Source organism: Tenacibaculum sp. UWU-22 (assembly GCF_041021355.1).
Lineage (GTDB): Bacteria > Bacteroidota > Bacteroidia > Flavobacteriales > Flavobacteriaceae > Polaribacter.
In genome coordinates this window covers 38,896-61,444 of record NZ_JBFNGP010000001.1, presented here as the reverse complement: position 1 = coordinate 61,444, position 22,549 = coordinate 38,896, and the positions used below count along the sequence as shown (strand labels likewise).

Genomic DNA, 22,549 nt, shown 5'->3' with positions numbered 1-22,549 from the left:
AAATGAAAAAAGTAATTGTAGCATTTGCATTTGTGGTATTTGCCGTAACCTTAAACTCTTGTAAAAAAGGTTCTGCAACATCTAAAGTTAAAAGCGAAAACGTGGTTAACGCAGAAAAACGCGATAACGATATTAGTAAAGGATCTCCAGTAGTTTCTTTTGATAAAACAGAATATAATTTTGGAACAGTAAAAGAAGGTGATATTGTAACTACTTCGTTTAAAGTTACTAATACAGGTAAATCTGATTTAGTAATTACTAGAGCTACAGCTACTTGTGGATGTACAATACCTACATGGCCTCGTGAACCTATTGCGCCAGGAGAGTCAGGTGAATTAAAAGTTAGATTTAATACTAGAGGTAAAAAGAATAGACAATCTAAAACGGTTACGTTATACACCAATACAGCTTCAGGTAGAGAGTATGTAAAATTATCAGGTATGGTAACACCAACACCTATTAAAAAAACAAATTCGTAATGTTTAGACCATTTTTTTTACAAGCAAGCGGTGCTGGAATTATGGGGATGCTTCCATTTATAGCTATGATAGCGGTTTTGTATTTCTTTATGATTCGTCCGCAAATGACCAAAGCAAAAAAAGAAAAACAGTTTCAAGCAGCCATAAAACGAGGAACAAAAGTAGTTACTTCTAGCGGTATACACGGTAAGGTGGTTGATATGAACGATACTGAAGGCACGGTTACTATTGAAACAGGTGCTGGAAAAATTAAGTTTGAACGTTCAGCTATATCAATGGATTTAAGTAAACGTTATTCAAACCAAAGTACCGATAAATAATTTTAACAAAAAGGCTGTCTAAAAAGCATTATTCTAAGTAGTTATACTGAGCGTAATCAAAATAAAAACGGAAATTTTATTAAATTTACGTTTTTAAGCTCAAAAGCATATTTAGATGAATTTTTAGACAACCTTTTTTTATTTTTTAGACCTTGTTGTTTAAATGATTTTTTTATAGAATTAAATAAATATGAGCAGCTGTTTAAGGTTTAAAAAAACAAGAAAGAGATTCTGAAAACAAAAAATTAATTTCTATTTTTTAGTTTGAAAAAGAAAATTAACATACCGAAAGTTTTTGTCGGATTTTTAATTGCATCCGCTTTAATATGGTTGTTAATAAATTTGTCGAAAGAATATACAACGGTTGTAACCTATAATGTAGATTACACAAATTTACCCAAATATAAGTTACTACAGTCACCTCCTTTAAAAGAAGTAGATTTTTTAGTAGCAGGTTCAGGGTTTAAACTGTTATCAGCTAAATTATCAGCTAAAACAATTCATTTTAACGCAGGTAACTTAATTCGTAAAAAAAACGATAGGTACTATTTTTTACCCAAAAATCAACGAAATTTAATTCAAAAACAGTTGCCTTCAGGCTTGCAATTACAAGAAGTATTAAAAGATTCGGTTTTTTTAAATTTGGGTAATTTATCAGTAAAAAAAATTCCTGTTAAGGCAAATGTTGCTATTGAATATCAATTAGGTTATGGGCTTTCTAAACCGATTATTATACAACCAGATACAATAACGATATCAGGGCCTAAAATGCAATTACAAAAAATAGAAACAGTTTCTACAGCTAAATTAAAACTAGATAATATAACTAAAAGTTTTAAAAAAGAAATAGCTCTTGTAATTCCTAAAAATGTAGAAAACACAACTTTTGAAACCCAAAAAGTAACACTAATTGCTGATGTAGATAAATTTACAGAGGGCGAAATAGAAGTTTCTTTTTTGGTAAAAAATTCGCCGCCAAATGTTGTTTTAAATACCTTTCCTAAAACCGTAAAGGTAATTTACAAAGTAGGCTTAGAAAATTTTAATAAAATTACTAAAAACTCGTTTACAGTTGTGTGCGATTATAACCAGTCAAAGAAAAATAATATCAGTTATTTAATTCCTAAAATAAAAGATAAACCCGCTATAGTATCTTCGGTAAAAATAATTCCTGATAAAATAGAATTTTTAATTCATAAATAATGATTGTTGGTTTAACAGGAGGTATAGGTAGTGGAAAAACAACCATTCTAAAACAATTTGAGCAATTTAAAAATGTTGCCATATATATGGCCGATCAAGAGGCTAGAAATGTAATAAACACTTCAAAAACCATTAGAAAAGAAATAATAAAAGAATTTGGTGAACAAGCCTATGTAGATAACCATATAAATCGACCTTTTATTGCAAATATTGTTTTTAAAGATTCTGCTAAATTAGCTAAACTAAATGCTATTACACACCCAATTGTTAAAGAGCATTTTCAAAATTTTATTAAACACCATAGAACAAAATCATATATTGTTTATGAAAATGCTATTTTATTTGAAATAGGAAGTGATGCTTTATGTGATAAAGTAATTACAGTAACGGCTCCCATAGAAAATAGAATAGAGCGGGTTATGAAAAGAGATAATACTACTAAAGCTGAGATTGAAAATCGAATAAAAAATCAATGGATAGAAGCTAAAAAAATAATACAATCTCACTACATTATTGAAAATATAATATTAGAAGAATCGGTGTTAAAAGTATTGGAAATCCATAATAAATTAACAAAAAACCGACTTTAAGTTGATGAAAATTCATTTTCAACCTTAAAAAAATCTTAAAAAATAATGTATCTTTGTTAATTAAGGTTAAAAAGAATATCTTCATAATTTGATTACAGTACTTTTGAATAATGAGTAAGAAAATTTTTATTCTCATTGTTGCGTTAATGAGCATATCGTTAATAGGCATTATAGCGGTTCAAATATATTGGATAAAAGACGCTATAAAAAATAAGCAACAGCAATTTGAAAATGATGTTACCATAGCGTTAGCGGGTACCTCAGAAAAAATTGCTGAAAGAGAAGAAAATGAAGCTTATCAACAATACAGTAAGTTCTTTGAAACTAATATTTATAGAACCAATGCCGAGATAAAAAACTTTTTATTTCAACAAATTGATACCACTAGCAAAGAAAAATTTTCGTTCGGCACTACTATTTTAGAAGAAAATTACAAAATACCAACAGGTTTTTATGATAATGATTCAGCGGTTGTAAAACGGATAACAGGGAAACAAGATTTTTTACGAATTAAAGCCATTGGAGGAAAAGAACTGTCTAAAAACATTAGTGAAAATAGATTTTCTGTCTATAAAAACTACTCTAATTTTGAAAGAGAAGAAATGGCAGAAATTTTTAGACAACGAAAACAAATTTATCCTATTGATAAACGTATTAGTAATCGTGAGTTAAACAATACGCTAAGAGAAGAATTAGCAAAACGAAATATTTATCAAGAATTTAAATATGGAGTATATGAAAACGGTTTAGCCACACCTTTAAAGTCGGGTTATTATACGGTGAAATCAGAAGGAAGTTTTTCGTATCCGCTTTTTGCTGATAATGAAGGAAATAGTCATTATAAGTTATTTGTAACTTTTCCAAACGAAAAAGAACATTTGCTGTCAGATATGATGTGGATTTTGGTGGTGTCGATATTTTTTATCTTTATTATTATTGTAGCTTTCTCTAGTTCGCTATATCAATTAATTCGTCAGAAAAAAATATCAGAGATAAAGACAGATTTTATCAACAATATGACACACGAGTTTAAAACGCCTATTGCAACCATTAATTTAGCATTAGACGCTATTAAAAATCCTAAAATTATAAGTGATCAAGAAAAAATAAAGCAATACGTAAAAATGATTCGCGAAGAAAATAAACGAATGCATGGTCAGGTAGAAAATGTATTGCGAATTTCTAAATTAGAAAAAAAACAATTAGATATTGCTAAACAAGCCGTAGATGTTAATCAAATTGTAAAAGATGCAATTGAGCATATTTCGTTATTAATTTCTAGTAAAGAAGGTTCTGTACAAACTCATTTAAATGCTTTGTCAACCGAGGTTTTAGGTAATCAATTTCATTTAACCAATGTAATTGTAAATATGTTAGAAAATGCCATAAAATACTCTGATAGTGCGCCAAAAATTGATATATTTACAGAAAGCACTAACAAATTTTTTATTCTAAAAATTCAAGATGACGGAATTGGTATGAGTAAACAAGCACAAAAATATGCGTTCGATAAATTTTATAGAGAACATAAAGGAAACATACATAATGTAAAAGGGCATGGTTTAGGGCTTGCCTATGTAAAAGAAATTATAGAAAATCACCACGGTATAGTTTATGTGGAAAGTGAAAAAGGAAAAGGAAGTACGTTTACAGTAAAATTACCACTAATTTAAACCTAAAAATATGGGAAGTAAAAAAATATTATTAGTAGAAGACGATCCAAATTTTGGTACCGTTTTAAAAGATTATTTAGCATTAAATGATTATAATGTAACCTTAGCAAAAGATGGTATAGAAGGACTAATTATTTTTAAAAATTCTGATTACGATTTATGCATATTAGATGTAATGATGCCTCGTAAAGATGGCTTTTCTTTGGCTTCAGATATTCGTGCCACCAATAAAGAAATACCCATTATATTTTTAACGGCTAAAACTTTAAAAGAAGATGTGTTAAAAGGTTATCAAGTTGGGGCAGACGATTATTTAAATAAACCTTTCGACTCTGAAGTATTATTACATAAAATAAAGGCAATTTTACAGCGTAAAGATTTAGAAACCACAGTAGATACAGAACAATTTGAATTCACTATTGGTAAATTCGATTTCAATTCTAAATTACGTCATTTGTCATTCGAAGGAGCAGAGCCTCAAAAATTATCACCTAAAGAAAGTAAATTATTACGTATGTTGGCTATTCATAAAAACGATTTAATGCCTCGAGAATTAGCCTTAACAAAAATATGGAGAGATGATAATTATTTTACCTCTCGTAGTATGGATGTATATATTGCTAAATTACGCAAATACTTAAAACAAGATCCTAGCGTAGAAATTTTAAACATTCACGGTGAAGGATTTCGGTTAATTGATAAAGCATAAGTTTAAAACGTTTTTTTTAAGTTTAAAAAATGGCAGAGTTTATTAAAATTTATAACGAAAATCCTGATCCGAGAAAAATAGAAAAAGTTGTTTCGGTATTGCAAAAAGGTGGTTTGGTAATTTACCCAACTGATACCGTTTATGGTTTGGGTTGCGATATTACCAATACAAAAGCTCTGGAACGAATAGCTAAAATTAAAAATGTAAAGTTAGAAAAAGCCAACTTTTCATTTATTTGTAACGATTTAAGTCACTTGTCTGATTTTGTAAAGCAAATAGAAACATCAACCTATAAAATTTTAAAAAGAGCATTACCCGGGCCGTATACATTTATATTACCTGGTAGTAACTCTTTACCTAAAGTATTTAAAAAACGAAAAACAGTAGGTATTCGGGTGCCCGATAATGCTATTGCTAAAGCATTAGTAGTAGCCTTAGGAAACCCTATTGTTTCTACCTCTATTCATGATGAAGACGAGATACTAGAATATACCACAGATCCTGAATTAATTTTTGAAAAATGGCAAAATTTGGTTGATGTGGTAATTGATGGTGGTTATGGAGATAATCATGCTTCAACAGTGATTGATTTAACCACTCAAGAGCCAACGGTAATTAGAGAAGGTAAAGGAAGTTTAGATATTTTATAAATAGCTTGTTTTTGATTTCTTGTTTCTTAGTGTAAATCAGAAAACTTTTTTCTTCCTAAAATAAAGTATTGCCAAACGGCAGAGGTATGTACGTTGTAATGGGTCTTTTTTTGTAATTTCTTTCGTTTTTTTAAAAAACGGTAAAAATTTTTGTAAAAGCTAAAATGAGCTTTTATAATAGCCCAAGTATGTATGGGTCTTAGTTCTAACATAAATTTAATACCAGCAATACCATCTAAAATCAATCGCATAAAAACGACAAACAAAAACCATTTTTTAGGTACATTTTTAACTACTGTAAATAGGCTGTTTCTAAAGTTTAAAAATGTTTTTTTAGGGTTAGCTTCTTGTAGAGTAGCACCACCAACATGGTATACTGTAGAGGTACCAACATATTTTATATTATAACCTTCATTTTGTACGCGCCAACATAAATCTATTTCTTCTTGGTGTGCAAAATAATCTTCATCAAATCCGTTTACTTGGTGGTATATGTTTGAGCGAATAAACAAACAAGCACCTGATGCCCAAAAAATAGTAGAAATATCGTTAAACTGTCCCGTATCTTTTTCTAAGGTGTTAAAAATTCTACCACGACAATAAGGGTAGCCATATAAATCTATAAACCCTCCACCAGCACCAGCATATTCAAATGTGTTTTTATTTTTAAAATCTAATAATTTAGGTTGAATAATAGCCGTGTTTTTTTCTCTGTTAAACACTTCTATTACTGGAGTTAACCAGTTTTTAGTAACCTCAACATCAGAATTTAACAAACAATAAATATCGGCATCTACATTTTGTAGTGCGTCGTTATACCCTTTAGCATACCCGCCATTTTTGGTGTTTTCAATAATATTTACAGAAGGGTAAAACTCTTTTATAAAATCTATTGAATGGTCGGTAGAAGCATTGTCAGCAACATAAATTGTAGCTTCTTGACTAAAGTTAATAACCGAAGGTAAAAACTGTTCTAGTAGTTTTTGCCCATTCCAATTTAATATGATAACAGCAGTTTTCAAGTGCGCTAAAATACAGTTTAATTATGAGTTGAAATAACAAGAATTTGTTAATTATAAGAGGGAATTGTTTTTAAAAAAATATAGGTTTTATTTTTGGTATCCATTTGGCAATAATAATGGTTTAACCCATTGGTAACAATAAGGTATGAAGCATTTAGTTTTAAGTTGTACCTAGCAATTTGGTCAAATGTTTTTTGTGTTATAGCTATATTTGGAGCCTTACATTCTACAACTATATGAGGTAAACCATTAGAAGAAAAAACTAAAATATCGCTTCTTTTTTTTAAATTATTAATAGTTAACTGTTTTTCAACGGCAATTAAAGAAATAGGATATTTTTTTTCATGTATTAAAAACAATACAAAGTGCTGACGTACCCATTCTTCTGGGGTTAAAACCACATATTTTTTTCTAATTTTATCAAAAATAAGCGTATGTTTTTCGTTACTTTTGAGCTTAAATGAATAATTAGGAAGATTAAGTTTTTGCATCAATCAAAAATAACAAAATGAATCAAATTAAGGCAATTGTTAGTGATATAAAAAACGGTCAAATAAAACCCATTTATTTTTTAATGGGTGAAGAACCGTATTATATCGATAAAATTTCTGATTATATTGAAAATAATATTTTAAGCGAATCTGAAAAAGGGTTTAATCAAGTAATTATGTATGGTAGAGATGTTTCTATAGATGAAATTATTTCTTCAGCAAAGCGTTACCCTATGATGGCAGAAAAACAAGTAATAATTGTTAAAGAAGCACAAGATTTAAGTCGAACCATTGAAAAAATTGAATCGTATGCACAAAACCCTCAGCCTACTACAGTATTGGTTTTTAATTATAAATATAAAAAACTAGATAAACGAAAAAAGGTTTACAAGGCTATTGCTAAAAACGGGGTGATTTATGAGAGTAAAAAATTATACGAAAATCAAGTTGCTGATTGGATTCGTAAAGTTTTAAATGGAAAAAAGTATCAAATAGAACCTAAAGCGGCTCAAATGTTGGTTGAGTTTTTAGGTACTGATTTAAGTAAAATTAGTAATGAATTAGATAAGTTAACAGCTATTTTACCAGCACAAACTACAATTACCGCAACTCATATCGAAGAAAATATAGGTATTTCTAAAGACTTTAATAATTTTGAATTACGTAAAGCTATTGGACAAAAAAACACCCTAAAGGCGAATAGAATTATTACTTATTTTTCACAAAACCCTAAAAACAATCCGTTAGTAATGACTATTTCGTTACTGAATAGTTTTTTTACACAACTATTGCTGTATCATGGGTTGCGAGATAAATCAAAAGCGAATGTAGCTAAAAAATTGGGGGTAAATATCTATTTTATTGACGATTATGTTCTAGCTGCTCGAAATTATTCTATGCCAAAAGTAGCTCAAACAATTGCTTTATTGCGCGATGCCGATATAAAAAGTAAAGGGGTGGGGGCTAATCAAACTCAAAGTGATATTTTAAAAGAGTTATTATTTAAAATTTTGCATTAATTTTTTAAACAGTTGCCTTAAGAAATAAAAAAAACCTCATTAATTTAAATATATAAAATTAATGAGGTTTTTTGTTTTTTAATATAAAGAGCTATTTAACATCCATTAACTCTACATCAAAAATTAAAGTAGCATTTGGTGGAATTACACCACCTGCGCCTGCAGCACCATAAGCTAAGTTTGATGGAATTACCAAACGTGCTTTATCACCTACTTTTAATAATTGAATTCCTTCATCCCATCCAGGAATAACTTGCCCAACACCAATAGCAAAATCAATAGGTTGTTTGCGTTTGTATGATGAGTCAAATACCGTTCCGTCTAATAATTGTCCTTTATAGTGTACAGAAACCGTTGCACCTTTAGTAGCTTGTTTTCCATCTCCATTTTGTAAAATTTTATAGCGTAAACCCGATTCGGTTTCGTCATAGCCCGCAGCTACTTTATCCAATAATTCTTTTTGACGAGCTTTTTCTTCAGCTTCACGTTTTTCACGAGCTCCTTCAAAAGTTCTAAAGGCTTCTACAGCATTCCATTTTTTAGCTTCATCACCAACACGAATAATTTCAACCTCCATAGTGTCGTCTTGAGTTATAGCATCTACTACCTCTTGACCTTCTATAACATTGCCAAAAACAGTATGTTTGCCGTCTAACCAAGGGGTAGGAACATGTGTTATAAAAAATTGAGAACCATTAGTACCTGGGCCTGCGTTTGCCATTGATAATTTTCCTGGGGCATCGTGTTTTAAATCAGGGTGAATTTCATCGTCAAATTTATATCCAGGGTTTCCAGTTCCAGTTCCTTGTGGGCATCCTCCTTGAATCATAAAATCAGGAATTACTCGGTGAAATGTTAATCCGTTGTAATAAGGTGTACCTTGAGGTTTTGCTGAGTTTTCTAAATTTCCTTCGGCTAAAGCCACAAAGTTGCCTACTGTTCCAGGAGTTTTTAGGTATTCTAAGTTTACTAAAATATCACCCTTAGGGGTGGTGAATTTTGCATAAATTCCGTTGTCCATTTTTTTCTTTATTTATATATGAATGTACTTTTTTCCGAAGAAAAAGCAAAGTTAGTTTTTTACACTTAAAGTAGAAAGGTTAAAACTTAAACCTATGTTAATATTATATGAATTTACGTTGCCAAAAGGGGTGTAATATTTTCCGCCAGAAACAATAGCGGAAATATTATTCATAAAAGAATAACTTATTCCGGCAGTTGAACGAATAAGAATTCCTTCGCTGGTATCAACTCCGCCACCTCCGCCAGCTCCTCCCATAAATTCTATAAACCCCCTCATTTTATTGTTTAAAAATTGAGGGCTATATACGCCGCCGCCAATCAATCCGTGAGCGTATCCGCCCGAACGACCATCGTAAGCAAAACTAGCTTCTCCAGCAATATATAACCAGCGAGTTACATCGTAATTACCTTTTAAGCCAATTAATTGTAAATTAATTTCAGAGGCGTTATAAATATCGTCAGTTTTTGCAACGTTGAAATACGTTTGGTTTTGCAATTCCATTCGTAATCCGTGCGTGTAATATGTTTTGTTTTTGTCGGGAGATATTCCGTTGTTTAATCCGTAGTATTTTAATCCAAAACCGTAGGTGTAGGCTTCTAAATCGCCAGCAATAGCTTTGTAGTAGCCTACATGACCACTTAAAGCAATATTACTTGTTAATTTTAAATCGATTCCTGCCGAGGGGTATATCATCCATCCACCTTCGGCAGCTACACGACCACCAGCAGCACCAGTACCTAATTTACCAAAAATATTAATGTATTTTGATTGGTATGGATGATAACCGACCCCCAAAAACAAATCCATAAACCCAGCGCGTAAACCTTTGTATATGGCATCTGTATGGGTAAATATAAAGGTGTTTTTATTTAAGTATTTTTGATATTCAAATCCGATAAGATATAAAGTTTGGGTTAAAGGAGTGCCATTGTCTTTTTTTGAGTTTCCGATGGGTTTAAAAAAATCAAAACGAATTTGCTGTGCATTTTTAACTGCAGGTTTATACCAAAAACTATCAGGAGAAAGGTTGTTAGCTACAAATTGTTGATGTGCATCGTTATAATTAATAAAACGGAGAACACTTGGTATTTGAATAAAAAATGAAATAGCGTTGCTTTTAATTTCGCCAGATAAAAAGTTAATGTGACTATACTGTATACCAAAAGAATAATCGTTTTTTTTGTACTGTAACCCTATATTTGGATTAATAAACCCGCCGTCATTTATTAAATAACGGTATCCGCCGCCGCCGCCAAAGTGTATATTTGCATCAAAATATATGTTTTTATAGAGTTGTTTATTTATGCCTAATTCGACTCCTAAGGTAAATAAACCACCTTGGTCACCTGTAACTGCAAAATGAAATGCCGCCCCGCCATATAACCAATTATTTATAGGAACTTGATAGTGTAAACCTGCTAGCCCCATGGTTGGTTTTAGTTTCGCAAATTTATCTGTAGGCATTTTAACAGGAATAAAATTTAAGCGAACGTTATTATTTAGCTCTTTTCCCTGTAGGGTTGATAAGCTTTTTTGCCCATAGCTATAAAAAGAGAGTAAGCTAAATAAAAAATAACTTATGTAACGTTTTTTAAAATTCACTAGTAAAATGAAATTTTATTGATGGGTATTTTTGTTGTGTCATTTGAATGGTAAATGCCGAGTCTGCTAAAAACACCAATTGCCCTTGTTTATCTTTGGCTAAATAACGTTGTTTTACGCGTTTAAATTCTTTAAACTCCTCATTTTTAGTATCTTGTGGTTCAACCCAGCAAGCTTTATGTACTTGAACATTTTCGTAAGTACACTTGGCACCATATTCATGTTCTAAACGGTATTGAATTACTTCGTACTGTAATGCACCTACGGTACCAATAATTTTTCGTCCGTTCATGTCTAAGGTAAATAATTGCGCAACCCCTTCATCCATTAATTGGTCTAAACCTTTATACAGTTGTTTAGCTTTCATGGGATCGGCATTGTTTACATAGCGGAAGTGTTCAGGAGAAAAACTAGGGATTCCTCTAAAATTTAGTTGCTCTCCTTCGGTTAAGGTGTCACCAATTTTAAAGTTTCCAGTATCGTGTAATCCTACAATATCACCAGGAAAAGATTCTTCTACAATTTCTTTTTTTTCTGCAAAAAAAGCATTTGGACTCGAAAACTTTATTTTTTTACCATTACGAACGTGTAGGTATGGTGTGTTTCTTTTAAATATTCCAGAAACAATTTTAACAAAGGCTAAACGATCACGATGTTTAGGATCCATATTGGCGTGAATTTTAAAGACAAATCCAGTTAACGCATCTTCTTTAGAATCTACCAATCGCTCTTCTGCTTGTTTAGATTGTGGGTTAGGGGCAATATCAATAAAACAGTCTAATAATTCTTTTACGCCAAAGTTATTTAAGGCCGAGCCAAAGAATACAGGTTGAAGAGAGCCTTTTAAATAGCTTTCTTGATTAAATTCAGGATATACTTCTTTTACCAGTTCTAGTTCTTCACGGAGTGTATTAGCGGCATTTTCACCAATTTTTTCATCTAATTCAGAGCTATCAATATCATCAAATTCAATTCCTTCTGAAATAGTTTGTTTATTTTCTCCCGAAAAAATATTTAGTTTTTTCTCCCAAATATTATAAATCCCTTTAAAATCATAACCCATTCCAATAGGGAAACTTAGGGGTGTTACTTTTAAACCTAGTTTTTGTTCTACTTCATCTAACAAATCAAAGGCATCTTTACCTTCGCGATCTAATTTGTTAATAAAAACAATCATAGGTATATTACGCATTCTACAAACTTCTACCAGTTTTTCGGTTTGCTCTTCAACACCTTTGGCAACATCAATTACCACAATAACACTGTCAACAGCTGTTAAAGTTCTAAAAGTATCTTCGGCAAAATCTTTATGCCCAGGTGTATCAAGAATATTTATTTTTTTGTTTTTATAAATAAATGCAAGTACAGAGGTAGCTACTGAAATTCCACGTTGACGTTCAATTTCCATAAAATCAGAAGTGGCACCCTTTTTAATTTTATTATTTTTAACAGCACCTGCTTCTTGAATAGCACCACCAAAAAGCAATAGCTTTTCGGTTAAAGTAGTTTTACCAGCATCGGGGTGCGATATAATTCCAAAGGTACGTCTTTTCTGTATTTCTTCTAAAAAACTCATGTGTAAAATATAAGGGTGCAAAGATACATTTTAAAGCGGATTGTTCAAAAAGGATTAATTGTTGAACTGTAAGGTTTTTTGTAAGTTTGCCTTTTACAAGTTTATAGGCAGAGTTTTTGTAGAAAAATTAAGATACTTTTAAAGCAAAAAGACCTAAAACTATAAAATTAGAAAGTTAAAAATAAATATTTAAGTTAAGTTTATTTGTGTGAAAGAACAGGTTATTTTAGTTGATCAGCAAGACAATCCAATAGGGTTAATGGAGAAAATAGAGGCACACGAAAAAGCATTGTTGCATAGGGCGTTTTCTGTATTTATTTTTAATGATAAAAATGAGTTGATGTTACAACAGCGAGCTGCTGAAAAGTATCATTCACCTTTGTTATGGACCAATACATGTTGTTCGCATCAACGTGATGGTGAAACCAATATTGAAGCAGGTAAGCGTCGTTTGCAAGAAGAAATGGGTTTTTCTTGTGAATTAACAGAAGTGTTTTCGTTTATTTATAAAGCCCCATTTGATAATGGGTTGACAGAACATGAACTTGACCATGTAATGGTTGGGCGATTTAACGGTGAGCCTGCTATAAATTTAAAAGAGGTAGAGGCGTATAAATGGATGACGTTAGCAGATGTAAAAAAAAATATAGACCAACATCCTGAATTATATACCGAGTGGTTTAAAATTATTTTTAAAAAATCGTATACTAAAATAGCACAATATGCCTAGAGTAACTGTACATAGAAGAGCCTATTTTAATGCCGCTCACAGGTTATATAGAAAAGATTGGTCTGACGAAAAAAATATAGAGGTTTTTGGTAAATGCAGTAACCCCAATTACCATGGGCATAATTATGAGCTCATAGTTTCTTTAACGGGTGAAATAGATGTAGAAACGGGTTTTGTTTATGATTTAGGAAAACTTAGAAATCTTATAAAAAAAGAAATAGAAACCCCTTTTGACCATAAAAATTTTAATATAGAGGTAGAAGAATTTAAAAATACAAACCCAACAGCCGAAAACATAGCTGTTGTGATTTATAATAAATTAAGAGAAAAAATTCCAAATCATCTAGATTTAGCGGTTAAGCTTTATGAAACACCACGTAATTTTGTAACTTATGCTGGAAAATAAAATGGAAAAATTAGATCAGTTTTTAAAGTTTACTCCTATTTTGAAAGAAAAAATTTGGGGAGGCGAAAAACTAAGTAAATTACTTCATAAAAATACAAATCAGCCTAATATTGGAGAAAGTTGGGAAATTTCAGATGTTGAAGGAGACACGTCGATTGTGGCAAATGGTGATTTAAAAGGTTATAACTTAAAAGAACTACTTGAAAAATATCAAGAAAAATTAGTAGGCGATAAAGTATATATTCAATTTAGAAAAAAGTTTCCGTTGTTAATTAAATTTATAGATGCTAAAGAAGCGTTGAGTATTCAGTTGCATCCGCACGATGATTTAGCTAAAAAACGCCATAATTCTTTTGGAAAAACAGAAATGTGGTATGTTGTGCAAGCCGATACAAAAGCTAATTTAATTGTCGGTTTTAAAAAAAATACAAATAAAGAAGTATACTTACAGCATTTAAAGGATAAATCGCTATTATCCATTTTAAATGTTGATGAAGTAGAAGCTGGTGATGTATATTTTATTCCTACAGGTAGAGTACACGCCATTGGGGCAGGTGTGCTACTAGCTGAAATTCAACAAACCTCTGATATTACCTATCGAATTTATGATTGGGATAGGCAAAATCCTGACGGAACATATAGAGATTTACACACCGATCAAGCTATTGATGCTATTGATTATAAGGCACAAGACTCGTATAAAACACCGTATAAAAAAATTGAAAATAAATCAACTGAAATAGTCTCTTGCCCTTATTTTACAACCAATATACTACCTGTTAATGGTGAACTTACCTTAAATCATACAAAGAAAGACTGCTTTGTAATTTACATGTGTGTAAAAGGAGAGGTAACATTTAAGTATAAAAATAAATCAGAAAATCTACAGATGGGCGAAACGCTTTTGGTACCCGCTTGTCTTAAAGAGTTTACAATTACATCAACTCTTAAATCAGAATTGTTAGAGGTTTATATTGAAATGTAAGCGGTCTTAAATAACTTTTTTTATTGTCGTAAAAGCAATCAATTCTTTATCTTTGGTCTTTTATTTAAAATTATTAAGAAATGCCAGGATTTGAATTATTTAGCGATTTAGAACGTAAAGAAGTTAATGATGTTTTAGAAAGTGGAGTTTTAATGCGTTACGGATTTGATGGTGCCCGAAACGGACATTGGAAAGCTAAAGAATTAGAACAAGAATTACAACGTATACTTAATGTAAAACATGCTCAATTAACCAGTAGTGGTACTACAGCCTTAAATGTAGCTTTGGCAGTTTTAGGAGTAGGAGCAGGCGATGAAGTAATTATGCCAACCTTTACTTTTGTAGCTAGTTTTGAAAGTATATTGGCGGCAGGAGCCACTCCTATTTTGGTTGAAATTGATGATACTTTAACACTTGACCCAAAAGCTGTAGAAGCAGCAATTACCCCTAAAACAAAAGTAGTTATGCCTGTACATATGTGTGGGTCAATGGCAGATTTAGATGCTTTAAAAGCAATTTGCGATAAACATAATTTAATTTTATTAGAAGATGCTTGTCAAGCTGTTGGCGGGTCATATAAAGGAAAAAAACTAGGAACTATTGGAGATGCAGGATGTTTTTCGTTTGATTATGTAAAAACCATTACTTGTGGTGAAGGAGGTGCTATGGTTACCAATAATGCAACCTTAGCAAAAAATGCCGATCATTATACCGATCATGGTCATGACCATGAAGGAAATGATAGAGGTGCAGAATCACACCCGTTTTTAGGATACAATTTTAGAATTTCTGAATTAAATGCAGCAGTTGGTTTAGCACAAGTAAGACGTTTAGAAGATTTTGTAGCGATACAACGCAAGCATAAAAAAATATTAAAAGAAGCTTTAGCTACTATTACTGAAGTATCTTTTAGAAGAATTCCAGATCAAGAAGGTGATAGCGCTGGTTTTTTATCGTTTTTTATGCCAACAAAAGAACTAACCGATAAAGTTATAATAGCGTTTAAAGCGTTTGGTGTAGATGCTTATTGGAACTATTACCAAAATAACTGGCATTATGTGCGTAAATGGAAACACTTAAAAGATAAAATATCGTTATTTCCTTTATCCAATCAAATTGTAAACGGAATGCAAGATTTGAACACAATACAATTTCCCCAGTCAGACGATTTTATTTCGCGTAATATTTCTTGTTTAATAAAGCTTTCTTGGACCGAAGCACAAGTACATGAGCGTGCAAAAAACATGGTAGCAGCAATTAAATCAGTACTCTAACACACTAGAATAAATGAAAGTTATTGCAATGATTCCAGCTCGTTATGGAGCTACACGATTTCCAGGGAAACTAATGGCTGATTTAGGCGGTAAACCTGTTATTGTACGCACCTATGAGGCTACAGTGGCTACCAATCTTTTTGATGCCGTATATGTTGTTACCGATAGTGAAATTATAAAAGAAGAAATAGAGAAATATGGTGGTAAAGCTATTATGAGCATAAAACAACACGAATGTGGTTCGGATAGAATTGCAGAAGCTGTTGAAAATATGGATATCGATATCGTGGTAAATGTTCAAGGCGACGAACCATTTGTAAAAAAAGAGCCTTTAGAAAAGGTGTTAGAAGTTTTTAAAGCTAAAGATGCCAACCAAATAGATTTGGCTTCGCTGATGCAAGAAATAACGGATTGGAAAGACATTACCGACCCTAATTATGTAAAGGTAATTGTTGATGAAAATAATTTTGCGCTCTATTTTTCGCGTTCTCCAATACCGTATCCTAGAGATAAAAATGCTGGTGCCCGTTACTTTGAACATATAGGCGTTTATGCTTTTCGAAAACAAGCTATAATAGATTTTTATAAATTTCCTATGCGTTCGTTAGAAGCTACCGAAAAAATTGAGTGTATTCGTTATTTAGAATATGGTAAAAAAATTAAAATGGTAGAAACTGATTTTATGGGGATTGAAATAGATACACCTGAAGATTTAAAAAAAGCAGTGAAATATTTAAAAAATTAAATAGATAAAATAAACCTTATTTATAAGTAAAAAAAGGATTATTGTCGGTTATCGTTATCTTAAAGCTATTCAATTGGCCGTAAATAAAAATATTAGGTAAATTACAAGTATGTTGTAAACTACAATACATGACAGTATTTTGTTAAATACGAATCAAAAACTTTCTGTATTTTTGTGGCAAATTAAATCACACAATGAGTTTTAGAAATTTTCCAATGGTTCCTCGCGTTGTATTTGGTAGGGGAAGCTTTAATCAATTAGATGAAATTTTAACACCAAAACGTAAAAGCAAAAAAGCACCGTTTATTTTTATTGTAGATGATGTTTTTAAAGGAAACGACTGGTTAGTTAGTAGAATTCCACTTCATTTTAATGACAAAATTATTTATGTAAGCGCATCAGAAGAGCCTAAAACAAAATATGTTGATGCTTATCGAGATCAAATTGTTGAAGAATTTGAAGAAATTCCTTCTGGAATTATAGGTATCGGTGGAGGTACAATGTTAGATTATGCTAAAGCTATAGCTTTAATGTTAACAAACCCAGGCAGTTCTGCAGATTACCAAGGATGGGATTTAGTTAAAAACAAAGGGGTTTATCATGTGGGTATTCCAACAATTTCGGGTACTGGAGCAGAAGTTTCAAGAACAACAGTACTTACTGGGCCAGAAAAAAAATTAGGTATGAACTCAGATTATACACCATTTGATCAAGTAGTTTTAGATCCAGAACTTACTAAAGATGTGCCAACCAATCAATGGTTTTATACAGGAATGGATTGCTATATTCACTGTATAGAATCGCTTACAGGTACTTATTTAAATGCATTTAGCGAAAGCTACGGTCAAAAATCGTTAGACTTATGTAGAGAAGTGTATTTAGAAAAAGAAACTAGAGACCAAGATAGCCAAGACAAATTAATGATGGCTTCGTGGCATGGAGGTATGAGTATTGCTTATTCTCAAGTAGGGGTAGCTCATGCAATGAGTTATGGACTTTCATATTTATTAGGTACAAAACATGGTGTAGGTAACTGTATTGTTTTTAATCAATTAGAAGAATTTTATCCAGAGGGTGTAGCTGAATTTAAACAAATGGTTAAAAAGCACGCTGTTGATATACCTAAAAATATTTGTGCAAATTTAACAGATAAAGATTTTGATATAATGATTGACGTTTCTTTAGGATTAGTGCCACTATGGGAAAATGCCTTAGGTAAAGATTGGCGAAAAACCATTACTAGAGAAAAGTTACGTTCGATGTACGAAAAAATGTAAGTTTAAAATAAAAAACAAAATAAAATAAAAAATAAGTAAATTATGGCAAGCATAAAAAATTTAAAAAAAGATATAAACTATACTTTAGGTGATCTTATACAAGAATGTTATATGTGGGAGCTATCGAACCCTACAGAAAGCACTGAAAAATCAGAAGCAATTATAGACGAAGCTATTGAAACTTTTGATGGGCTTATAGAGCGGTTGCACCAAAAAAACATTGAAAATAAAAAAGCACATTTTAAAGCAATTAGTAATGATTTACAAGCTGAAGCTGTTAAGTTAGCCGATAAAATAAATAACTTGTAATCGTAATTTTATTGGTTTGTATTTCTAGCTAAAAATATTTTTTTAGTGTTTTTTTTTGTAAAATTTAACAGAGGTATATAATAAAAAATTGTATCTTTCGTTCAAGTTACTAATACAACAATAATGTTATGGCAAGAGCTATGTTAGAGTATACTAAAACTATACTTAAAAAGGTAAGTTTTAGCTCTGATTTATTTTGTAAAGAATTAGAAAAAGCGTTAGAAAGATTATTACCTTACGAAGTTGAAGAATTAACAATTTGGTTAAAACAATTCACTTTTAATAAGCCAGAACTTTACGTTTGTATGGCTTTGGTTAAAAAATAAAGCTAAAAAAAGCACCACGTTAACGTAGTGCTTTTTTTTAGTCATTATCTTTTTTGTAGGGTTTTCCTTGATATTTACGTAAAAGTTTTTTGTGAAACTCCCGTTCGGCTACTTGTAGCTTTATAATTTTTTTATACGGTATTATGTTAGAGAGCTCGTTGTAAAATGAATTAGTAATACGGTAAATTTTATTATTAGAAGATTGCATTTCTAAAACAAGTTCTTTTGCTTTGCTTTCGGTAAGAGCATTAATACTTCCCGCTTGTTTTATTTGGTTTTTTATTTTAAACTTACTCTTTAATCGTATATCGTCTACTTCTTTATCATAATTGTTATAAAGCGTCCAAAATTTTTCAGACTCACTTTGGGTTAAATTTAATTGCTCAGTTAAGTAAGCAATTTTATAAGCATGTATTTTATCTATTTTATTATCTTGGGCATTAATGGAATAACTACCTAAAACAAATAAAAAATAAAAAATAAATATGTTTTTTTTAATCATTTTGCAATTGTATTTCGTTAATCAAAGTAGCGGGATCTATATTTTCTAAATAATTTTCAATTTCGTTTTGGTTAGAAGTTAAAAATTCACTTTCGTCAAAATTGAATGAATCGATTGCTGATGCAAATTCAGTTTCATCAATACTTCCGTAATTAGAGTCGTACCATAACTCTATTTCTTTAGGCGTAATATTATCTATAGTTGTTTTTGTGCTCGATGAAGAGAAATAATTTATGCCGATAAATAACAATACTGAAGCTGCAGCTGCAACAGGTATAAAATGCAGTAACATTTTACGAATCGAAACTATTTTTGCTTTAGGTTCTTTTAACGAAAGCGTACTTAAAACAGCGCTCTCTAGGGTATCGAAATAAGTTTTAGAAACAGTAAAACCACTTTTTTCAGGAAGTGTATCAGTCGACAAATTTGTAAAAAAAGTATCTTCAAACTCATCGAAATAAGTGCTGTGAACTTTAAAGCCTGTTTTTTTACCAGTTTTACTGTTTATGTAAGATTCGCTATGTTTTATATTCGTATTCATGTTATTATAGAATCCACGTTTGTTAGTAAGACATTTATTTATTAAAAAGGTTTAATTTGTATTACATCTAATGTATTCTTCTATTTTTTTAACGGCATAATGGTACGATGCTTTTAAAGCGCCGATAGAAGTTTCTAGTATTTCAGAAATAGTTTCATATTTCATTTCATCAAAATACTTCATATTAAAGACAAGCTGTTGCTTTTGTGGTAAGGTAGCTATTGCCTTTTGTAAAATTAGTTGAATTTCGTCACCACTAAAATTTGAATCGCTTGTTAAATTAGATACAATCTGTTCTTGCATTTTGGTTACCTCAATATTTCTATTTTTGGCTCGTTTGTTAATAAAAGTAATGGCTTCGTTTGTAGCGATACGATACATCCAAGAAAATAACTTACTTTGAGCTTTAAAGGTGTCGATGTTTTTATAGATTTTAATAAACGTGTTTTGTAAAACATCATCAGTATCGTCGTGAGAAATTACAATTTTACGAATATGCCAATATAAGCGTTCTTTATACTCAGTTACCAAAATCCGAAAGGCTTGTTCTTTAGTTTGAATGTTTTGTAACTGTTCTATAAGTGTAATTTCACTTGTCAATTAAATCTATTTTTTAATTAGACACTAAAAAAGAAAGATGGTTTAATGTTTTAGTAAAATAAAATATTAATCTTTTATACGCTTACGGGTATAACCAAATAAACGTTTTGTTTTAATCATTTCAGATATTCCTTCAGGAAGCATTTCTTCCCAGCCTTCTTCGCCGTTTTTAATCATTTTTAATACTTTTCTAGAAAAAATATGAAGAATTTCAGGATTGTAGTCTTTTACATCAACTAATCGACCATTATTTTTGAAGAATTTGTAGAGTTCTTTTATGCGTGGATGTACTTTTAAATTTTCACTTGTAATAAACTCTTCTGAGGGGTTTTCATTATATGGGTAGAGATATATTTTTAAATCGCGATAAAAAAGTTTACCAAAAGCCTCTAAAATACCACCACTTAAATCACGATAATATTTTTCGTCAAAGATTTGAATTAAATTATAAACCCCCATTACCAGTCCCATACGAGCTTTGGTATATTCACTAAAATACTCTACAAGCCTAAAATATTCTTGAAAGTTTGTTATCATTACCTCTTGCCCTAGCGAGCAAAGTAATTCTGCTCTATCTAAGAAATCACGTTCGTTAATTTCTCCTTCTGACCGTAAATTACTTAGGGTAATTTCAAAAATAATTTTTGAATTTTTAGGATCTACTTTATTTTCAGCAAAAAAGAGTTCTTTAGATTTTTCGTACATTTCCATATTAACCTTGGTAACAGGTCTAAAACTTCCACGAAATGCTAAAATATTTTTTTTATACAGTACTTGAGCGGGTAATAAATTGTTTCCGTCTGGTCCAAACATAACTGCATTGGTCATTCCATTTTTAACCAATTGTAAGCTCATTAAACGGTTGTCAACATACATAAATCGAGGGCCAGAGAAATTAATCATGTCAATTTCTAACTTATCTTTGTCGATATTATCGTAAAAAGATCTAACAATTTCTTTAGGATTATCATTCATGTAATAGGCACCGTAAATTAAATTCACGCCTAAAATACCCAATGTTTCTTGTTGTAAACGGGCATCAGTTTCTTTAAAACGAAGGTGAACTATAATTTCGTTGTAATCTTCTAAAGGATCTAATTGAAAGCGTATACCAACCCATCCATGACCTTTAAATTTTTTGGAAAAATTTATGGTGGCTACGGTATTTGCATAACTAAAAAATAGTTTGTCAGGGTGTTTGTTACGACTTAATCGTTCTTCGATTAAACTAATTTCATGGCTTAGCATTTTTTTTAAACGAGATTCTGTAACGTAACGATTGTCTTTTTCAACCCCATAAATAGCATCAGAAAAATCTTTGTCGTATGCACTCATTGCTTTAGCAATAGTGCCTGAAGCACCGCCAGATCTAAAAAAATTTCGAACAGTTTCTTGACCTGCGCCAATTTCTGCAAATGTACCGTAGATATTTGTATTTAAGTTAATACGTAGTGCTTTGCTTTTAGTAGTGGGTACACTATTAATTTTTTGATCTCCCTTAAGTATAATTGCCATTTAGTGATGTGTTTTGCAACACAAAAATACGAAAAAGAGAGCGATTTTAATGGTTTTTACGCAATAATTAGGGCTTTACTATTTAACTGGTTAAAGCAGTTAAACAAGGTTGCTTTAAGGTGTTTGGTTATAGGTATTTATATAAAATGCGAACACTTACAAATGCAATTAAAATAGCTGTTGCTTTTTTTAATTGAATAGAGGTAAAAAATTTATTACTAAGTCTGTTGCCAATTTGCCCACCAATAAAAACAACAAATAAGAGTATAGAGGTTAGTTTCCAATCAATTTCAAAGTAAGGGTTTGTATATTGGCCTAATAACCCAGCAATTGAGTTTACTAAAATAAAAAAACTTGCAGTAGCGGCTATTTTTTTTGGGGTATCCCAATGGGTTAAGTGAAGTAAAGGAGCTAAAAAAATACCTCCGCCAATCCCTACTAATCCAGAAATAAAACCAACTATTCCACCATAAAAACTACTTTTAGTTAGGCTTAGGGTTGTTGTTTTTTTTGTTGAAATAATTATTTTTTTTGATAACCACATGGTAATTGCGGCAAATAATAAAGTAAAGCCTAAAAGAATAAAAAAGAAAGTTTGACTAATTTTTAAGTGCCCCCCCAAAAAAGCCATAGGGATACTAAAAAATACTAAAGGAAGTACTTTTTGCCAATGGTATAAGTTTTTTTTTTGATAAATGAATACATTGCCTGTTACTACCACAATATTACATAATAAAGCAGTAGCTCTTATTTGTGTAAAAACAACCCCCGTTAGGGCTAAAATAGCTAAATAACTAGAACCGCCTCCAAAGCCAACAGACCCGTATAAAGCAGCAACTAAAAAAAATAATGTAATAATATACCAATGCTCGATAAGTGTTTCAAAAATCATATAAATATTCAGAATAAAAGAAAATGGCTTTTTTAGTATAAAATTGTTAGGTGTTAATTTTAAGGTAAAAATAAGGAATTGTTATGGTA

General features: G+C 30.9%; 26 protein-coding genes. 16 read left to right on the top strand and 10 right to left on the bottom strand.

The window, feature by feature from the left end; translation table 11 throughout:
- The first annotated feature begins 2 nt into the window (after positions 1–2).
- The 7 genes from AB2B44_RS00290 to AB2B44_RS00260 all read left to right on the top strand — a co-directional run bounded on the left by AB2B44_RS00290 (position 3) and on the right by AB2B44_RS00260 (position 5,624).
- A complete protein-coding gene (locus AB2B44_RS00290; RefSeq protein WP_369047558.1) occupies positions 3–479 on the top strand; it encodes a DUF1573 domain-containing protein in 477 nt (158 codons plus the stop codon).
- Positions 479–799: a preprotein translocase subunit YajC gene (gene yajC / locus AB2B44_RS00285; protein WP_369047557.1), complete on the top strand. Its 321-nt coding sequence runs from the start codon at positions 479–481 to the stop codon at positions 797–799. Before AB2B44_RS00290 ends, yajC begins: the two co-directional genes overlap by 1 nt.
- A gap of 264 nt (positions 800–1,063) precedes the next feature.
- A complete protein-coding gene (locus tag AB2B44_RS00280; protein WP_369047556.1) occupies positions 1,064–2,002 on the top strand; it encodes a CdaR family protein in 939 nt (312 codons plus the stop codon).
- Positions 2,002–2,592, top strand: coding sequence for a dephospho-CoA kinase (coaE, locus tag AB2B44_RS00275; RefSeq protein ID WP_369047555.1), 591 nt, complete (start codon positions 2,002–2,004; stop codon positions 2,590–2,592). The genes AB2B44_RS00280 and coaE overlap by 1 nt, the downstream gene beginning before the upstream one ends.
- 110 nt (positions 2,593–2,702) lie before the next feature.
- Complete coding sequence (locus AB2B44_RS00270; protein WP_369047554.1) at positions 2,703–4,265, top strand: sensor histidine kinase; 1,563 nt, start codon at positions 2,703–2,705, stop codon at positions 4,263–4,265.
- A gap of 10 nt (positions 4,266–4,275) precedes the next feature.
- Positions 4,276–4,974 carry a response regulator transcription factor gene (locus AB2B44_RS00265; protein ID WP_369047553.1) on the top strand — a complete coding sequence of 233 codons (699 nt, stop codon included), beginning with the start codon at positions 4,276–4,278 and terminating at the stop codon, positions 4,972–4,974.
- 29 nt (positions 4,975–5,003) lie between these two features.
- A complete protein-coding gene (locus tag AB2B44_RS00260) occupies positions 5,004–5,624 on the top strand; it encodes an L-threonylcarbamoyladenylate synthase (RefSeq protein ID WP_369047552.1) in 621 nt (206 codons plus the stop codon).
- A 26-nt stretch (positions 5,625–5,650) separates the two neighbouring features.
- Here the strand turns inward: AB2B44_RS00260 and AB2B44_RS00255 are convergent, their stop codons facing one another.
- Together AB2B44_RS00255 and AB2B44_RS00250 are read right to left on the bottom strand one after the other, a co-directional pair.
- Positions 5,651–6,646 carry a glycosyltransferase family 2 protein gene (locus tag AB2B44_RS00255; RefSeq protein ID WP_369047551.1) on the bottom strand — a complete coding sequence of 332 codons (996 nt, stop codon included), beginning with the start codon at positions 6,644–6,646 and terminating at the stop codon, positions 5,651–5,653.
- Between the two features lie 47 nt (positions 6,647–6,693).
- On the bottom strand, positions 6,694–7,137 hold the full coding sequence (locus AB2B44_RS00250; protein WP_369047550.1) for a type I restriction enzyme HsdR N-terminal domain-containing protein: 444 nt from the start codon (positions 7,135–7,137) through the stop codon (positions 6,694–6,696).
- Between the two features lie 17 nt (positions 7,138–7,154).
- On the opposite strand from AB2B44_RS00250, the gene holA reads away from it, so the two are divergent.
- Entirely contained in the window at positions 7,155–8,156 is a 1,002-nt protein-coding gene (holA, locus tag AB2B44_RS00245; protein ID WP_369047549.1) for a DNA polymerase III subunit delta, read from the top strand.
- A gap of 91 nt (positions 8,157–8,247) precedes the next feature.
- On the opposite strand, the gene AB2B44_RS00240 is transcribed toward holA, so the two are convergent.
- The 3 genes from AB2B44_RS00240 to AB2B44_RS00230 are packed head-to-tail and all read right to left on the bottom strand — an operon-like array spanning position 8,248 to position 12,358.
- The gene (locus tag AB2B44_RS00240) at positions 8,248–9,177 is read right to left on the bottom strand and encodes a peptidylprolyl isomerase (RefSeq protein WP_369047548.1); all 930 of its coding nucleotides are present in this window, start codon (positions 9,175–9,177) and stop codon (positions 8,248–8,250) included.
- A 51-nt stretch (positions 9,178–9,228) separates the two neighbouring features.
- Positions 9,229–10,782, bottom strand: coding sequence for a hypothetical protein (locus AB2B44_RS00235; RefSeq protein WP_369047547.1), 1,554 nt, complete (start codon positions 10,780–10,782; stop codon positions 9,229–9,231).
- The gene (locus AB2B44_RS00230) at positions 10,772–12,358 is read right to left on the bottom strand and encodes a peptide chain release factor 3 (RefSeq protein WP_369047546.1); all 1,587 of its coding nucleotides are present in this window, start codon (positions 12,356–12,358) and stop codon (positions 10,772–10,774) included. Before AB2B44_RS00230 ends, AB2B44_RS00235 begins: the two co-directional genes overlap by 11 nt.
- A gap of 208 nt (positions 12,359–12,566) precedes the next feature.
- On the opposite strand from AB2B44_RS00230, the gene idi reads away from it, so the two are divergent.
- From idi to AB2B44_RS00190, 8 genes are all read left to right on the top strand, one after another.
- Positions 12,567–13,088, top strand: a complete 522-nt coding sequence (gene idi, locus AB2B44_RS00225; protein WP_369047545.1) for an isopentenyl-diphosphate Delta-isomerase — start codon at positions 12,567–12,569, stop codon at positions 13,086–13,088.
- On the top strand, positions 13,081–13,494 hold the full coding sequence (locus AB2B44_RS00220) for a 6-pyruvoyl tetrahydropterin synthase family protein (RefSeq protein WP_369047544.1): 414 nt from the start codon (positions 13,081–13,083) through the stop codon (positions 13,492–13,494). The genes idi and AB2B44_RS00220 overlap by 8 nt, the downstream gene beginning before the upstream one ends.
- A 1-nt stretch (position 13,495) precedes the next feature.
- Positions 13,496–14,479 (top strand): type I phosphomannose isomerase catalytic subunit, encoded by a 984-nt coding sequence (locus AB2B44_RS00215; RefSeq protein WP_369047543.1) that lies wholly within the window; start codon positions 13,496–13,498, stop codon positions 14,477–14,479.
- Positions 14,480–14,559: 80 nt separating this feature from the next.
- Positions 14,560–15,753 (top strand): DegT/DnrJ/EryC1/StrS family aminotransferase, encoded by a 1,194-nt coding sequence (locus AB2B44_RS00210; protein WP_369047542.1) that lies wholly within the window; start codon positions 14,560–14,562, stop codon positions 15,751–15,753.
- Between the two features lie 13 nt (positions 15,754–15,766).
- On the top strand, positions 15,767–16,498 hold the full coding sequence (gene kdsB, locus AB2B44_RS00205) for a 3-deoxy-manno-octulosonate cytidylyltransferase (protein ID WP_369047541.1): 732 nt from the start codon (positions 15,767–15,769) through the stop codon (positions 16,496–16,498).
- Positions 16,499–16,692: 194 nt separating this feature from the next.
- On the top strand, positions 16,693–17,775 hold the full coding sequence (locus AB2B44_RS00200) for an iron-containing alcohol dehydrogenase family protein (protein ID WP_369047540.1): 1,083 nt from the start codon (positions 16,693–16,695) through the stop codon (positions 17,773–17,775).
- Positions 17,776–17,817: 42 nt separating this feature from the next.
- Complete coding sequence (locus tag AB2B44_RS00195; RefSeq protein WP_369047539.1) at positions 17,818–18,084, top strand: hypothetical protein; 267 nt, start codon at positions 17,818–17,820, stop codon at positions 18,082–18,084.
- A gap of 128 nt (positions 18,085–18,212) precedes the next feature.
- On the top strand, positions 18,213–18,410 hold the full coding sequence (locus AB2B44_RS00190; protein ID WP_369047538.1) for a hypothetical protein: 198 nt from the start codon (positions 18,213–18,215) through the stop codon (positions 18,408–18,410).
- Between the two features lie 37 nt (positions 18,411–18,447).
- Here the strand turns inward: AB2B44_RS00190 and AB2B44_RS00185 are convergent, their stop codons facing one another.
- From AB2B44_RS00185 to AB2B44_RS00165, 5 genes are all read right to left on the bottom strand, one after another.
- Complete coding sequence (locus AB2B44_RS00185) at positions 18,448–18,912, bottom strand: hypothetical protein (RefSeq protein ID WP_369047537.1); 465 nt, start codon at positions 18,910–18,912, stop codon at positions 18,448–18,450.
- Positions 18,905–19,453, bottom strand: coding sequence for a hypothetical protein (locus AB2B44_RS00180; RefSeq protein ID WP_369047536.1), 549 nt, complete (start codon positions 19,451–19,453; stop codon positions 18,905–18,907). Before AB2B44_RS00180 ends, AB2B44_RS00185 begins: the two co-directional genes overlap by 8 nt.
- A 51-nt stretch (positions 19,454–19,504) precedes the next feature.
- The gene (locus AB2B44_RS00175) at positions 19,505–20,053 is read right to left on the bottom strand and encodes an RNA polymerase sigma factor (RefSeq protein ID WP_369047535.1); all 549 of its coding nucleotides are present in this window, start codon (positions 20,051–20,053) and stop codon (positions 19,505–19,507) included.
- A gap of 66 nt (positions 20,054–20,119) precedes the next feature.
- A complete protein-coding gene (locus AB2B44_RS00170; RefSeq protein ID WP_369047534.1) occupies positions 20,120–21,568 on the bottom strand; it encodes a TonB-dependent receptor in 1,449 nt (482 codons plus the stop codon).
- 127 nt (positions 21,569–21,695) lie between these two features.
- Positions 21,696–22,460 carry a sulfite exporter TauE/SafE family protein gene (locus tag AB2B44_RS00165; protein WP_369047533.1) on the bottom strand — a complete coding sequence of 255 codons (765 nt, stop codon included), beginning with the start codon at positions 22,458–22,460 and terminating at the stop codon, positions 21,696–21,698.
- Positions 22,461–22,549 lie beyond the last annotated feature (89 nt).